The sequence below is a fragment of the Solibacillus sp. FSL W7-1324 genome, assembly GCF_038008025.1.
In the GTDB taxonomy this organism is placed as follows: domain Bacteria; phylum Bacillota; class Bacilli; order Bacillales_A; family Planococcaceae; genus Solibacillus.
The window spans coordinates 1,390,419-1,404,166 of record NZ_JBBOYH010000001.1 but is presented as its reverse complement, the minus strand read 5'-3'; the positions used below and the strand labels follow the sequence as shown (position 1 = coordinate 1,404,166).

Annotated in this window: 12 protein-coding genes; all 12 read right to left on the bottom strand. The window is 41.2% G+C overall.

Annotated features, from left to right (window positions below; genetic code table 11):
* Positions 1-34: 34 nt before the first annotated feature.
* Positions 35-946 carry a R2-like ligand-binding oxidase gene (locus MKY71_RS06750; protein ID WP_339175982.1) on the bottom strand — a complete coding sequence of 304 codons (912 nt, stop codon included), beginning with the start codon at positions 944-946 and terminating at the stop codon, positions 35-37.
* 101 nt (positions 947-1,047) lie between these two features.
* Positions 1,048-1,428 (bottom strand): MaoC/PaaZ C-terminal domain-containing protein, encoded by a 381-nt coding sequence (locus tag MKY71_RS06745; protein ID WP_340731958.1) that lies wholly within the window; start codon positions 1,426-1,428, stop codon positions 1,048-1,050.
* A gap of 11 nt (positions 1,429-1,439) precedes the next feature.
* Entirely contained in the window at positions 1,440-1,856 is a 417-nt protein-coding gene (locus MKY71_RS06740) for an FAS1-like dehydratase domain-containing protein (RefSeq protein ID WP_339198748.1), read from the bottom strand.
* Between the two features lie 46 nt (positions 1,857-1,902).
* Entirely contained in the window at positions 1,903-3,078 is a 1,176-nt protein-coding gene (locus MKY71_RS06735) for an acyl-CoA dehydrogenase family protein (protein ID WP_340731957.1), read from the bottom strand.
* 35 nt (positions 3,079-3,113) lie between these two features.
* Positions 3,114-4,025: an SDR family NAD(P)-dependent oxidoreductase gene (locus tag MKY71_RS06730; RefSeq protein ID WP_339175974.1), complete on the bottom strand. Its 912-nt coding sequence runs from the start codon at positions 4,023-4,025 to the stop codon at positions 3,114-3,116.
* Positions 4,026-4,060: 35 nt separating this feature from the next.
* Positions 4,061-5,347: an acetyl-CoA hydrolase/transferase family protein gene (locus tag MKY71_RS06725; protein ID WP_340731956.1), complete on the bottom strand. Its 1,287-nt coding sequence runs from the start codon at positions 5,345-5,347 to the stop codon at positions 4,061-4,063.
* Between the two features lie 20 nt (positions 5,348-5,367).
* Positions 5,368-6,561 carry a thiolase family protein gene (locus MKY71_RS06720; RefSeq protein WP_340731955.1) on the bottom strand — a complete coding sequence of 398 codons (1,194 nt, stop codon included), beginning with the start codon at positions 6,559-6,561 and terminating at the stop codon, positions 5,368-5,370.
* 68 nt (positions 6,562-6,629) lie between these two features.
* Positions 6,630-7,805 carry an acyl-CoA dehydrogenase family protein gene (locus tag MKY71_RS06715; RefSeq protein WP_339198740.1) on the bottom strand — a complete coding sequence of 392 codons (1,176 nt, stop codon included), beginning with the start codon at positions 7,803-7,805 and terminating at the stop codon, positions 6,630-6,632.
* A 96-nt stretch (positions 7,806-7,901) separates the two neighbouring features.
* Positions 7,902-9,020 carry a thiolase family protein gene (locus tag MKY71_RS06710; RefSeq protein ID WP_339198738.1) on the bottom strand — a complete coding sequence of 373 codons (1,119 nt, stop codon included), beginning with the start codon at positions 9,018-9,020 and terminating at the stop codon, positions 7,902-7,904.
* 537 nt (positions 9,021-9,557) lie between these two features.
* Positions 9,558-11,462, bottom strand: a complete 1,905-nt coding sequence (locus MKY71_RS06705) for an LTA synthase family protein (RefSeq protein WP_340731954.1) — start codon at positions 11,460-11,462, stop codon at positions 9,558-9,560.
* A gap of 231 nt (positions 11,463-11,693) precedes the next feature.
* Positions 11,694-12,134, bottom strand: a complete 441-nt coding sequence (locus MKY71_RS06700) for an ASCH domain-containing protein (protein WP_339175966.1) — start codon at positions 12,132-12,134, stop codon at positions 11,694-11,696.
* On the bottom strand, positions 12,131-13,744 hold the full coding sequence (abc-f, locus tag MKY71_RS06695; RefSeq protein ID WP_340731953.1) for a ribosomal protection-like ABC-F family protein: 1,614 nt from the start codon (positions 13,742-13,744) through the stop codon (positions 12,131-12,133). Before abc-f ends, MKY71_RS06700 begins: the two co-directional genes overlap by 4 nt.
* Positions 13,745-13,748: the final 4 nt, after the last annotated feature.

Genomic DNA, 13,748 nt, shown 5'->3' with positions numbered 1-13,748 from the left:
AACTGTCTCTTTACAGCGTCTGAATGATTATTTCCTATACTTCCTCTAAAGCAATATCCGTATTGTAGATTTCTTCCAATGTCTTTCCTTTTGCCCGTGAAAGAACTGTCAGACGTGCCTGCAATTGTTTCATTGCAAATTCCATCGACTTTCCTCGTTCGATACCAAGGCTTGTTACTTCTTCTTTTCTTTCCGTTAACATCATCGCAATCGGTAACAGCTCCTGCAGTCTTTGTTGCACGCGTTCAAACAGCTCAAGTTCAGGATTTTCACTGATCAGGCGCTGAATAAGGAATGTACCGAAACCAATATGACGTCCTTCATCACGCTTTACATTTCGAATTCCGGAAATAAACCCCGGGAACAGATTTGATTTTGAGAGTGCTTCATGGAAGAACCAGTATCCTGTTTCAGCCAAAACACCTTCCGCGAAAATATTGTAAGTAACCGCTGCATCGATCATCGCTTCCGGTGATTGATCATCAATCAATTTCCCCATTACTGCCGGCAATGTTTCATCAAATAGCTTCCGGTAGCCTGGTGAAAGTAAATGTGTCAAATCTTCCGTTACGCCGATTTCTTCCAGGAACAGACTGAAAAATTCAGCATGCTTCGCTTCTTCAAAAAGGAATGTTGTTAAATACGATTCCTCTTCGAACCACCCTTTTTTGGAAACCGCCATGATCATCGGTAAAATATCTTGTGTGACCGCTTCTTCACCGCCGATAAATTGAGCAAACTGTGTAAGTACTTCTAATTGTTGCTCATCACTTAATTTCTTCCAGTCTTCTTTATCCTGTGTAAAATCGATATCTACCGGATTCCAGATTCCGAATTTTTTTGCTTTCTGGTACAAGTTATAAGGTAGTGAATTTTTGTTGATTTCCTGTTTCGTCGTTACATATTCTCTCATTGCTAGTTCCCCCTTAATTTTTGTTCGCTTCATCCATAACTGCTTGAGTATGAAAGAGATTCTCCTGTAAAATTGCAGTCAACATCACAAATTTTACGTAACGAAACATCTCCCTAGAACAAACGTAAAAGTAATTATTTTTTCACTTCAAAAAATGCTTTCACTTTTACTTCCCCATCTTCATTGACCGCTTCCGCCTCACAAATCCAGCAAGCTTCATTTTCATTAACAATCCGGCCTTGAACCGAAATTTTTTCTCCCGGCCTTGTCATTGCTTTGAATCTCGTTGTGAATTTCTTCAAATCCTTCACTTCAAACCATTGTCCAATTGCCTGTCCGACAAAGCCCATTACCAGCATGCCATGTGCAATGACCCCGCCTAAACCTGCTCCTTCCGCAAAAGGGACAACGGTATGGATCGGGTTGAAATCTCCGGATGCACCCGCATATCGAACGAGTTGTGTATGCGTGATTCCATCCTTCTGTAAAGGTTCCAGTGTCTGGCCAACTTCCATAAAATGACCCCCTAATGCCTTTCGATAATCGTGGATCGACTGATTAAAATCGTTTCACCTTGTTTGTCCATGTAGTCCTTGCGTATAACAAAGAAGTTCATCGCCGCTTTTGTATACGCTTTTTCAATCACACCATGCACGGTAATTTCCTCATCGGGAACGATTTCCCTGAAATATTCATACTCCTGCTCACCATGGAGAACTTTTTTCATATTTAGATTCAATAACTCGGACGAGGAGGCACCCCCACCCCAGAAGTCGATCACTGTTGGGAATGTCGGTGGTACTGCTTCTCCGTTCAAATACTCCTCTTTTAAATCGCCAATCGCTTGTGCCAATTCTCTGATTTTTCCTTTTTCAACTCGAAAGGTGTAGGATTCTAATTTCAGACCAACTTTTTCCTTAAGCCCTGTACTCAAAAAAATCACCTCCTTCAACTTCATTTATCGATATTTTCTGATAATTTAACTTGTACTACTTCATTGTTGCTGACAGTGTTTTCTTCATATAGTCTTTATGAATTTGAGCAGCAATGATGTTTTTTTGAATTTCGGATGTACCTTCATATATTTTTGTAATCCGTGCATCCCGGTAGAATCTTTCAACAGGGAAATCTTTCATATAACCGAGACCACCATGGATTTGAACCGCTTTATCCGCAATGCGATTATAAATTTCCGAACCTAGAAGCTTTGCCATCGCGGCCTCTTTCATGACATTCATCCCCTGGTCCACCATCCATGCTACTCGGTACGTAAAGGATTTTAGTGTTTCGATATCCAAAGCCATTTCCGCCAAGTAATGCTGAATGATTTGCTGTTCAAAAATTGGTTTACCGAACTGTTCACGCTCATGCGCATATTTGACGGATAGCTCAAATAGCTTTTGCGACGAACCTAAGTTTCTCGCTGCGAGCCCTGCACGTCCATTTGCCAAAATGGTTAAAGCATTGACGTAACCTAATCCTTCTTCACCAAGCACATTTTCGACCGGGACTTCACAATCCTCAAAGAAAATTTCGGAAGAATGGGATCCGCGAAGTCCCATTTTTTCTTCTGTTTTTCCGATGATTAAACCTGGAGCACTTTTATCTACGAGAAATGAAGTGATCCCCTTTGCACCTTTCGATGGATCGGTCGCAGCCATCACTGTAAAAACTCCTGCAATCGGGGCATTCGTAATATATTGCTTTGCACCATTCAGAATATATTTGTCCCCTTTACGAACGGCAGTTGTTTTTAGCGCCGCCGCATGGGAACCGGCAGTCGTTTCGGTTAAAGCAAACGCACCAATGATGTCACCTGAAGCCATGCGCGGTAAATATTTTCGCTTCTGCTCTTCTGTCCCCAATTCCACAATCCCGACAGACCCAATGCCGGTGTGGGCACCAATTACTGTCATATAACCATTCGATGTGCGCCCGATTTCTTCAAAGAGACTACATTTCCCGACCATATCAATACCCGTACCGCCATATTCAGCAGGGATGCTTAGACCGAATAACCCCATCTCTTTCGACATTTTCATAAGATGTTCTGGAATACGGTCTTCACGGTCAATCTGGTCTGCAAGTGGATCCACTACATTGTCTATAAAATCCCGGATCGATTTTTTCATCTCGATTAAATCGGGTGGCAGCTGAAAGTCCATATTTTTTTCTCCCTTCCATTTAGCAGTCCAGAAAATTACACTAACGGAGCATACGGAAAGACTTGGGCACTACCTTCAAGCGGTGTAAAACTTGATTGAAGCGATCCTTTAATTGCACTTAAGCTATCAACAGACCAGCCTTTTGCATTGAATACCGAGCGAATCGGGCGCGGCTGAGAAAATACCATAATTTCTTTTCCTCGCACACCAAATATTTGACCCGAAATATCGGCAGCTTCATCCGATGCCAAAAAAGCAACTAATGGCGCAATATGAGCCGGTGAAAGCTGTTTCAGTCTTTCCACGCGCTCTTTTTCATCTTCTGTCTCTGCAGGAATTGTCCCGATTAATCGACTCCATGCAAATGGGGCAATCGCATTCGATGTGACATTATATCTGGCCATATCCAGTGCCGTGCTTTTACTTAACCCGACAATTCCTAATTTGGCCGCAGAATAATTGGCTTGCCCCACATTCCCGATTAACCCTGAAGTGGAAGTGAAATGAATGAAGCGTCCACTTTTTTGCTCCTTAAAGATCGTTGATGCTGCCCGCGTCATATTGAAGGAACCTTTTAGATGAACCGCAATCACGGCATCCCATTCTTCCTCGCTCATTTTAAATAGCATACGGTCACGTAAAATACCTGCATTATTCACGACGATATCCAAGCGTCCGAATCTTGATAGTGCTGTGTCTACAATATTGGAAGCAGAGTCATAGTCTGCAACGGAATCATAGTTGGCTACAGCTTCTCCGCCAAGTTCCTGTATTTCCTGTACTACTTCATCTGCAATTTTTGTATCATTCCCCAGCCCGTCAGATCCTCCACCCAAATCATTGACAACAACTTTTGCCCCTTCTTTTGCTAAAAGTAAGGCAATATCTCGTCCGATGCCTCGACCGGAACCTGTAACGATTGCAACTTTATCTTTTAAATTCGACATCGTTAACACCCTTTCTTATTTGGCTGATTTTCTCTTTATACGAATTGTTTGTATTGTTCAGTTAGAGCTGCCCGGAACTTCGGATGCGCAATGGCAATTAAGCTTTCCGCCCGTTCTCTTAAAGACTTTCCGAACAGTTTGGCAACACCATACTCTGTGACAACATAGTCGATTTCAGACTTCAATGATGTCACGTATTTTGTATGAACCTTTATCCGGGATTCCGTACCATTTTTCGCCGTGGATGGCAGGGCAATAATCGCTCTTCCACCAGGGGAAAGTTTGGAACCGTGAATGAAATCCATTTGACCGCCAACTCCCCCAACAACATAGGAATCCTCGACTTGCTCTGCATTGATTTGTCCTGACAGACTTATTTCCAGCGCCGAGTTAATTGAATAGAAATCGCTTATTTTCGAAATTACTGCCGCATTATGTGTGTAACTGACCGGATACAGTTCTACGCTTTCATTGTGATGACAGAACTCATATAAAGCGTTTGTTCCGGTAAGTGTTGTGCATACGGTTTTATGACGATTGATTTCTTTACGTTCGTTTGTAATGACTCCTAGATTGATGAGCTCCATAATATCATCGGAAATGGAACCCGAATGCACTCCCAACCCAACTTTTGACCGAAGTGACCGGACAATACTGCCAGCAAGTTTGCCGACCCCGACTTGTATCGTCGCATAATCGGGAACCAGCGCAGCTACGTAATTGCCGATCGCTATATCTTCGTTGGCCGGTGGACTGTTTGGAATCGTAAGTAACGGACGGTCAGACGGAACAAAATAATCAATCTGCGATACATGCACCAGCGTTTCACCGGATGTACAAGGAAGATGGCTGTTTACTTCCGCAATGACAACCGTCGCTTCCTTTATCAAGGTCTGTACAACATCTACCGAAAGACCAAGATTACAAAAACCTTCTGCATTTGGCTCGGAAACCTGGATTAGCGCAACATCAATTTTCTCTTCTTTAATCCACCTTGGAATGTCTGAGAAATTCATCGGAATGTAATCACAATGATTATTTTGGTGTGCTTTTTTCAATAAGGATGAATTTAAAAATGTTCGGATTGTAAAGTGTGGTTGACATGATAGATCCGCATATTTGCACGGACTACCTAAAACGATGGTATATAATAAAATCTCTTGTAAACGCGCCCTTTGACGAATTAATTCTTCAACAAGTTCTTGAGGTTCATTACACATCGGTGCCAAAAATATTGTTTGAGAGGATTCAATAAACTGGATTGCTTTTTTTGCAGTGGTACATTTTTTCGTATAGTGGGATTTCCAATCGGTTTTTTTCATTTGATCAGCTCCGGTACGTATTACAATTGCATGTTTTCAACAATTGTCGTAATACCAAGTCCGCCGCCGATACAGAATGTAACTAAACCGTATTTTTCTCCGCGTCTTTCCATTTCATGAAGCAGCTTTGTCATTAATACACCGCCTGTGCCGCCTATTGGATGACCCAGTGCGATTGCCCCGCCATTCACATTGACACGGTTTACGTCCATGCCAAGTTCTTTAATGACAGCTAAAGATTGCGCTGCAAAGGCTTCATTCAATTCAATCAACCCGATTTGATCGAGTGTTAAATTCGCCATTTTCAATGCTTTTCGAGTTGCAGGTGCAGGGCCGATTCCCATAATTTCAGGCGAAACCCCCGCTACAGCCTGTGCAATAATTTTTGCTTTTGGCTTTTTATCATACTGTGCAGCCGCTTCTTCCGACATCAGCATGATCACACCTGCCCCATCATTACGGCCACTTGTGTTACCGGCCGTTACTGTGCCGTTTTCTTTAAAAACAGGTTTTAACTGGGACAATTTTTCAAATGTTGTTTCCCTCGGATGCTCATCTACTTTAAATTCAACCGATCCCTTTTTCGTCTTCACTTCAAATGGGACAATCTGATCCGCGAACAGTCCCGATTCGATCGCTCTTTTCGCATTTTCCTGGCTTCTTAAGGCGAACTCATCTTGTTCGCTTCGGGAAATCGAATATTTTACAGCCAAGTTCTCGGCAGTCATCCCCATCGTTAAGGCGCCATATGTTTCAATCGGTTGAGCACGAGGCTGACTTTCCGTATTGGAATCAAGAATTTCGCCGTTTCCTGCCCCGTACCCATAGCGAACATTCCGCAAATAGTACGGCGCAGTGCTCATGCTTTCAGCGCCACCAGCGATAATAATATCGGACAGTCCACACATTATTTGCTGGGCACCGCTATTCATCGCCTGCAGACCTGATCCGCACTGCCGGTGAACGGTATAACCTGTAATTTCAATAGGAAAGCCTGCACGTAATAGGGCTAAGCGTGCCAGATTGGGTGAGTCTGTACTTTGCTTCGCTTGTCCGATAATGACTTCATCGACTTTACTTTTGTCGATTCCGGTACGAACTGTAATTTCGTCCAACACTTTTGCCGCGAGATAATCTACTTCCACATCTTTCAATGTCTCGCCCATGCGACCGACCGCTGTACGTACAGAGTCTATTATTACGGCATTTTTCATTTCATCCCACCTCATAAAATCATAGTACGAATCATGTGCTTAAACTTGATGAAGTCGTTTCGGATTAATTACAGTCCTAGATTTTTGGCAATAATGACCTTCATAATTTCGTTGGAACCGGCGAAAATTGGTGTAACCGCAATATCACGGAATCGTCTCGCAATCTTGTATTCTTCCATGTATCCGTAGCCGCCATGTAATTGCATGCACTCTACGGAAATTTTCCGGGCCATATCCGTTATCCACCATTTGGCCATTGATACTTCTGTCACGATATCCTGACCTTCCATGTGTCGGATGATTAAATCATCCACAAATGTTTGGCCGATTTGTACTTGTGTTGCAATTTCAGCCAGTGTAAATTGTGTATTTTGGAATTTACCAATCGGTTTGCCAAACGCCTCACGCTCTTTAACATATTGCAGCGTCAAGTCGAGCATATCTTTTGCTGCAGTAATCGCCCCTACTGCTGTCAGAAGACGCTCTTGCTGTAATTTTTGCATTAAATACAAGAATCCTTTTCCTTCTTCACCAAGAAGGTTTTCTGCCGGAACCCGTACGTTTTCAAAAATAAGCTCTGCTGTATCCTGGCTATGCATGCCAACCTTGTCTAATTTTCTGCCGCGCGAGAAACCTTCCATCCCTCTTTCAATAATTAATAAGCTTACTCCGTTATGTGCAGGTACCGCTTTTGGATCTGTTTTACAAGCGATGATGATGACATCGGAAAGTATTCCGTTCGTAATAAACGTTTTTTGACCGTTCACAATATAGTCGTCGCCATCTTTAACGGCCGTTGTCGTCATTTTTTGTAAGTCCGAACCCGCACCAGGCTCTGTCATGGCAATGGCTGAAATCCATTCACCGCTTACAAACTTCGGAAGATACTTCATCTTCTGTTCTTCTGTTCCAAAAGAAGTGATATATGGCGTTACGACATTACTGTGCAAACCAATGCCGCTTAAACCGCCACCGACTTTTGACAATTCTTCAGATAACACAATATCAAAAATAAAATCCAAGCCCATTCCGCCGTACTTTTCCTCGACGCTTGGACATAAGAACCCCTGACTCCCCAACTTTGTCCAAAGTTCACGCGGAACGATGCGATCATGCTCCCATTGTGTAAAATATGGATCAATCTCTTTTTCCACAAATTTTCTTAGAGATTCACGGAACATAATATGATCATTATTAAAAAACGCACGGGAAGCTTTTCTAGTTTTCGCCAATGTTTTATTCATATATTTCACTCTCTCTTCGTTATATTTTTAACTTCTTACAATTGAAAGCGATTACATATCTTTTCGTAGTTTTATAAAATAGGATAGCGTTATTATTTAAATTCTCTCAATAATTGTTGCATTGGCCATGCCCATACCTTCACAAATTGCAAGCAAACCGTAGCGCTGGTTATTACGCTCCATGCGGTAAAGCATCGTCGTCAATAATTTTGTACCTGTTGCACCAAGTGGATGACCTAACGCAATTGCACCACCGTCGGGATTCAGTTTTTCCAAATCCGCGCCAAGCTCTTTTGCCCAAACAATCGGTACCGGGGCAAAAGCTTCATTCACTTCATACGTATCCATATCCGCTATCGTTAAGTTTGCTTTTTCCAGGACACGTTTTGTCGCTTCTATTGGACCCGTCAGCATCAGTGTCGGGTCAGATCCTACAACCGTACGTGCAATGATTTTCGCCATTGGTTTCACACCAAGTTCCTGCGCTTTTTCACTCGACATAATGAGTACAGCTGATGCACCATCACTCATTTGTGATGAAGTTCCTGCAGAAATCACTCCGTCTTCTTTAAACAGCTTTCTTAAACCTTCCAGAACTTCGACAGTCGTTCCCGGTCTTGGGCCCTCATCAGTAGCTACATTACCGATCGCTACAATCTCATCATCAAAATAACCGGATTCGATTGCTTGAATGGCCCGCTGCTGGCTCAGCACAGAATATTCATTAATCTCCTGCTCTGATAACTGCCATTGTTCAGCAATACGCTCAGCGGATAACCCTTGGTGAATCAGCTCATATTTTTTAATACGGTCACTTTTCCGCGTGCCCTCCATATTCGACCCCATCGGTACACGGCTCATGCTTTCGATCCCACCCGCGATTACAATATCCATATCCCCTGCGATAATCGCTTGCGCCGCAAAATGCACTGCCTGTAAACTCGAGCCGCATTGCCGGTCAATCGTGACACCGGGCACTTCAATCGGAAAGCCTGCCATCAATGCGGCAATTCGTGCAATATTTCCGCCTTGCTCCAATGTTTGGGTAACACAGCCAAAAATAATGTCCTCCACGAGTTCCTTTTCGATTCCCGCACGCTTTACTACATCCTCCAGTACATCTGCAGCTAGATCATCTGCCCGTACTTCTGCCAACACACCATTTCTTCTGCCTACCGGTGTTCGTGTTGCAGCGACGATTACGGCTTCTCTCATTCACACATTCCCCCTTAAAATAAATTGGGTGTCGGCAAATCATTTAGATTGCCTCGTAAAACCTCTAAACCATTTCGCTTCCCCAAAAATCACTATATGTTGCTTGTACAAAAAGATTACAACCTATTAAGCAATTAATAATCTGTCTCTTAATTTATATAGATAATGGAGTGAAAATATTCTCAACGTATTAGTACTTTCAAATAGTAAAATTCGACCTTACTCCATAAATTGTTATTGTTCTAATAACAATTTTCAATTTCACTTAAAATTTCAGTATAAGTTAACATATCATTAAGGCGGATATTTAACAGGTTAAATATAGGGTTTCATATGTAAACCGACCTTCTTATATGACAGTAATTTATTATGAATCAGATAGAGTTCCCTCCCTATTTCCTTTTAATTTGAAAAGTATTTTTTTCATCTAAATTTTTTATAAATATTTTTCAAATAATAATAAAAAGGCATCATCCATTTGAATTAATCAAATAAGATGATGCCTGTGAATATATATCTAATTTTATACAGTTTTAATTAATCATTTATACTTCCGTCTTTGGAATGGAAGCGCAATAAATCCCCATTTACGACTTTGTCGGAATAGTGAAGTTTTTCCTCTACCATCGCTTTTAATTTATCTGCTGTCTCTAGTTTTGATTCATCAAGCGCTTCGCCTGTTTTCGGATCGTAATATTTGCCGTCCAATGAATAAATCGTCGGGCTGACAAAATTACCGTTTCTGAACGGAACGATTTCGCTATGTTCTTCGGAAAGAAGGTCTGTCCCAAAATGAATATTATTTTTCGTTTCTACACCAAGTAAATGCAGTACTGTCGGAAGAAGGTCAATTTGGCCGCCATACGTATGGTTTACGCCACCTTCTTCCATGCCTGGTACATGAATAAACAACGGTACACGCTGTAAATCAGCGTTCACAACAGGTGTAACTTCTTCACCAATAATTTGTTCCATCGCTTTATTGTGGTTATCGGAAATACCGTAATGGTCACCGTACATCACAATCATTGTATTCTCATAAAGACCGGATTCTTTTAAATACGTAAAGAACTCTTCAATCGCTTCATCGGCGTATCGAGCTGTCTGGAAATAATTATCGACACTTGTATCGCCAGTTGTCGCCTTACCGATCGTCGTTAAATCCTGGTCGATCTTGTACGGGAAGTGATGGGCAACCGTAATGAATTTTGTATAGAACGGCTCTGGCAATGTTTCAAGCAAGCTTTCCGATTGCTCGAAGAATGGCTTATCCATTAAACCGTACTCTGCCATGTTTTTAGAATCGGTTGTATCATAAGAACCTTCATCAAAAAACTCGTCATAGCCAAATTGGTTGTAAATAATATTTCGGTTCCAGAAGCTGCCGTTATTTCCGTGGAACACGGCAGACGTATAGCCATAGTCTTTTAATAATGAAGGTGCGGCTTCAAACGTATTTTGACCTTTTGTAATAAAGGCAGAACCTTGTGGTAAACCGAACAATGAATTCTCTAGCATAAATTCAGCATCGGATGTTTTACCCTGTGCTGTTTGATGATAAAAGTTATCGAAATACATCGTGTTTTCGTTTTTAACTAATGAGTTTAAAAACGGTGTTACTTGTTCGCCATCCAGTTCATAATCGATTAAAAATGACTGCATAGATTCCAGATGCAAATAAATCACGTTCATATCTTTTGCCTTGCCGAAGTAATTCTCGTTTGGCTGAGCAGAAAATGAATTAGTATAGTTAATAATTTCCGCAATATCACTGCTGTCTGCCGAAGCACGTTCTGCAGATGCCTCATACGTTTTAACTGAATCATAGATTGTATAATTGTACATACCTAAGTATTTCACAATATAACTGCGGTCAAAGCCACGGCTCAATAAATCCGGGCGGTCCGCTTCCGCTAATTGCAAGTTGACAATAGATAATACAATTGCCGCCGCTATAACTGCTGCAGGCATTTTGAATCCGATTTTACCGGATTGGAAATTAATTTTCTTTGAAAAACGAATATAGATCAATACAAAAATATCTACAAAAAATAATAAATCAGTTGGTTTTAATAATGTTAATACACTGCCGCCCAAATCCCCAAAGTTTTGTGTTTGAGAAACGGTTGGAAGCGTAATAAAATCGCTGAAGAAACGATAATATACAGCATTTGCAAATAATAGAAATGTCATCAAAGTATAGATGATGATCAATGCAGTCAGCTTTCTTTTTCCTTTAAACAGGAAAGCAACTGCTAAAAATAGTACCGCAGAACCTAATGGGTTAATTAATAAAAGAAACTGCTGGAGTGGTCCTTCTACGCCCAACTTAAACTGCGTTACTTGTGTAATGTAGGTTTTCGCCCAAAGCATTAAAACAGCAAGAACGAAAATCCCGAGAAAATTGTTTACTAAGCTTTTATTTTTTACTAAGTTTTTCACCTTGTAATCACTCTTTCTATTCATGACGTTTTCCTTTTTTTATTTAGAAAAACAAGAATCAATATATCAAAAAAACATTAACCTATGCAACTATTATGTAACGAATTTCGATAGCAATTGTTGCCAAGGACTGTTGATATTGAACGAAAACAGTGAAAAAATGGAGGTTTGCGTAAGCAAATTTCTCCATTTTGTATAAGTCTAGCTATTCATGCTTTAGTTTACTAATCTTTATTTAGGAAAAACTTTTTTAAAGCGGTCACACACTGTTAGCATTTGTTCGGTAAATTCCAGGCCTTGTTTAGAAAGTTCTTTACTAAAAAATGCAATATGCGCTTCCTTCCACTGCTCATAAGTACCTTCTCCTTCTGCAAGTGCAAAATCTATTGGCACTTCATTGAACGGGTAAATATCAATAGAATAGGACTGGATAATCGCAACTGGTACATCGAGACTATTTAATACAATTTGGTAATCCCCGACTTCCGGTAAATTTTCTCCTTCGAGTTCATATAACGGATAGCTTGAACAAGTTGCTGTTTTAGTACCGTCTACAACAAGTCCTGCAAGCCAATCCGCCTTTTCACCGAATTGAAACGCTTCCTTATAACGAATATTTTTCATACCTTCAGAAACACAAAAATACCGCCAATATGCTTCGATTTGATTCATTTGCCTAACTCCTTTTGTTTCATCTGTGCCCATTCAAATGGACCTTCATGAACGGTTAGTTGCTGATTTTCCAGCCATGCCGTTCTCGTAAATAATTTTTGCAGAAAATAGCGGTCATGGCTTATCGCAAGAATGGTTCCTTCAAAATTCTCCAATGCTTCTTCAAGCGCTTCCCTCGACTCAATATCAAGATGATTCGTCGGCTCATCCAATACAAGTACATTGCATTTTTGGACCATTAATTGAGCCAGTCGAAGCCGCATTTTTTCCCCGCCGCTTAGTTGGTCCACACTTTTAAAAACATCATGACCGTAAAATAAAAATTTGGCGAGCACATGCCGCGCATCGTATTCCGTTAACGATGCCTGCTCCCGGAATGCATCAAGAAGACGCTGCTTGCCGTTAAATTGGTCAAACTGCTGTGCAAGATAACCGATTTTTAAATTGCTGCCCTGTTTAGCATCGCCATCAACCGGTGTCAGTTCCCCTAATAGAATTTTTAATAACGTCGATTTTCCTGTTCCGTTATTCCCGACAATCGCGATCCGATCTTGAAACTGTACCGATAACTGAACATCCATAAATAAAAAGTCCTGTTCAAATCCATGGGAAATGTTTTTCAGCATAAATACTTCTTTACCTGTCCGGTCTTGCGTCTTGAGCTGCAAATTCATCTGACGCTCGGTTTTCGGTTTTTTGACAATTTCCATTCGAGCCAGCATCTTTTCCATTACTTTCGCTTTGCGGTATAGATCGGGATTCGGAGGAGATGCTTCATTCGCCCACTGCCGTAATCGGCGAATCGCCTCTTTCATCTTCTGAATCTTTTTTTGCTGCTCTTCATATGCCGCAAACTGCTGGGCTATTTTTGCCTCTTTATTTTTAATGTACTGATCATAGTTCCCCTTGCTTTTCCAGATCTGACCGTCTTCAATTTCAGCCACATACTGAACCGTTTTATTTAAAAACATCCGGTCATGTGAAATCACAACAACGGTACCTTTAAAGTATTGCAAGTAATCTTCCAGCCATTGTGTTGCAGCAAGATCCAAATGATTTGTCGGTTCATCCAGCAACAGAATATCCGGCTGCTGCAGTAAAATTTGTGCGAGCATTACTTTAGTTTTTTCCCCGCCGCTAAGCGCATGGAAAGGTTGTTCCAATAGCTTTGTAATCTCAAGTCCATTGGCAATCGAAGCAATTTTCGCTTCAATTTCGTAGCCACCCTTTGCTAAATAGTGCTCCTGCAGCTCGCCGTATTGATTTAAAATTTTGTCGGATAACTCATTTGCCATCCTCGTTTCCAACTGAGTCAGCCGCTCTTTAATATCATGTAATTCAGCAAATGCTTTTGACAGTACATCAAAAACCGATAGATCCGTATATTGAGGAATCTGATGCAAATAGCCGACAGTATGACCTTTCGCTTTTATGATCCGCCCTTCATCCGGCTGTTCAATACCTGCCAGCACTTTAAATAATGTCGTTTTCCCGCTGCCGTTACGACCGACGATCGCGATCCGTTCACCGGCACTCACTTCAAAAGAAAGTTCCTTAAAAATGGTGTTGCCACCGATAATTTTCGTTATGTTTTCTGCTTTCAACTGCATATTT

Excerpts from the sequence above, each read along its gene's own strand:
- MKY71_RS06720 (WP_340731955.1), bottom strand. The coding sequence starts at position 6,561 with ATGAAAAATGCCGTAATAATAGACTCTGTACGTACAGCGGTCGGTCGC.
- abc-f (WP_340731953.1), bottom strand. The coding sequence starts at position 13,744 with ATGCAGTTGAAAGCAGAAAACATAACGAAAATTATCGGTGGCAACACC.
- MKY71_RS06730 (WP_339175974.1), bottom strand. The coding sequence starts at position 4,025 with ATGTCGAATTTAAAAGATAAAGTTGCAATCGTTACAGGTTCCGGTCGA.
- MKY71_RS06745 (WP_340731958.1), bottom strand. The coding sequence starts at position 1,428 with ATGGAAGTTGGCCAGACACTGGAACCTTTACAGAAGGATGGAATCACG.
- MKY71_RS06750 (WP_339175982.1), bottom strand. The coding sequence starts at position 946 with ATGAAGCGAACAAAAATTAAGGGGGAACTAGCAATGAGAGAATATGTA.
- MKY71_RS06725 (WP_340731956.1), bottom strand. The coding sequence starts at position 5,347 with ATGAAAAAAACCGATTGGAAATCCCACTATACGAAAAAATGTACCACT.
- MKY71_RS06700 (WP_339175966.1), bottom strand. The coding sequence starts at position 12,134 with ATGAATCAAATCGAAGCATATTGGCGGTATTTTTGTGTTTCTGAAGGT.
- MKY71_RS06735 (WP_340731957.1), bottom strand. The coding sequence starts at position 3,078 with ATGGACTTTCAGCTGCCACCCGATTTAATCGAGATGAAAAAATCGATC.
- MKY71_RS06715 (WP_339198740.1), bottom strand. The coding sequence starts at position 7,805 with ATGAATAAAACATTGGCGAAAACTAGAAAAGCTTCCCGTGCGTTTTTT.
- MKY71_RS06710 (WP_339198738.1), bottom strand. The coding sequence starts at position 9,020 with ATGAGAGAAGCCGTAATCGTCGCTGCAACACGAACACCGGTAGGCAGA.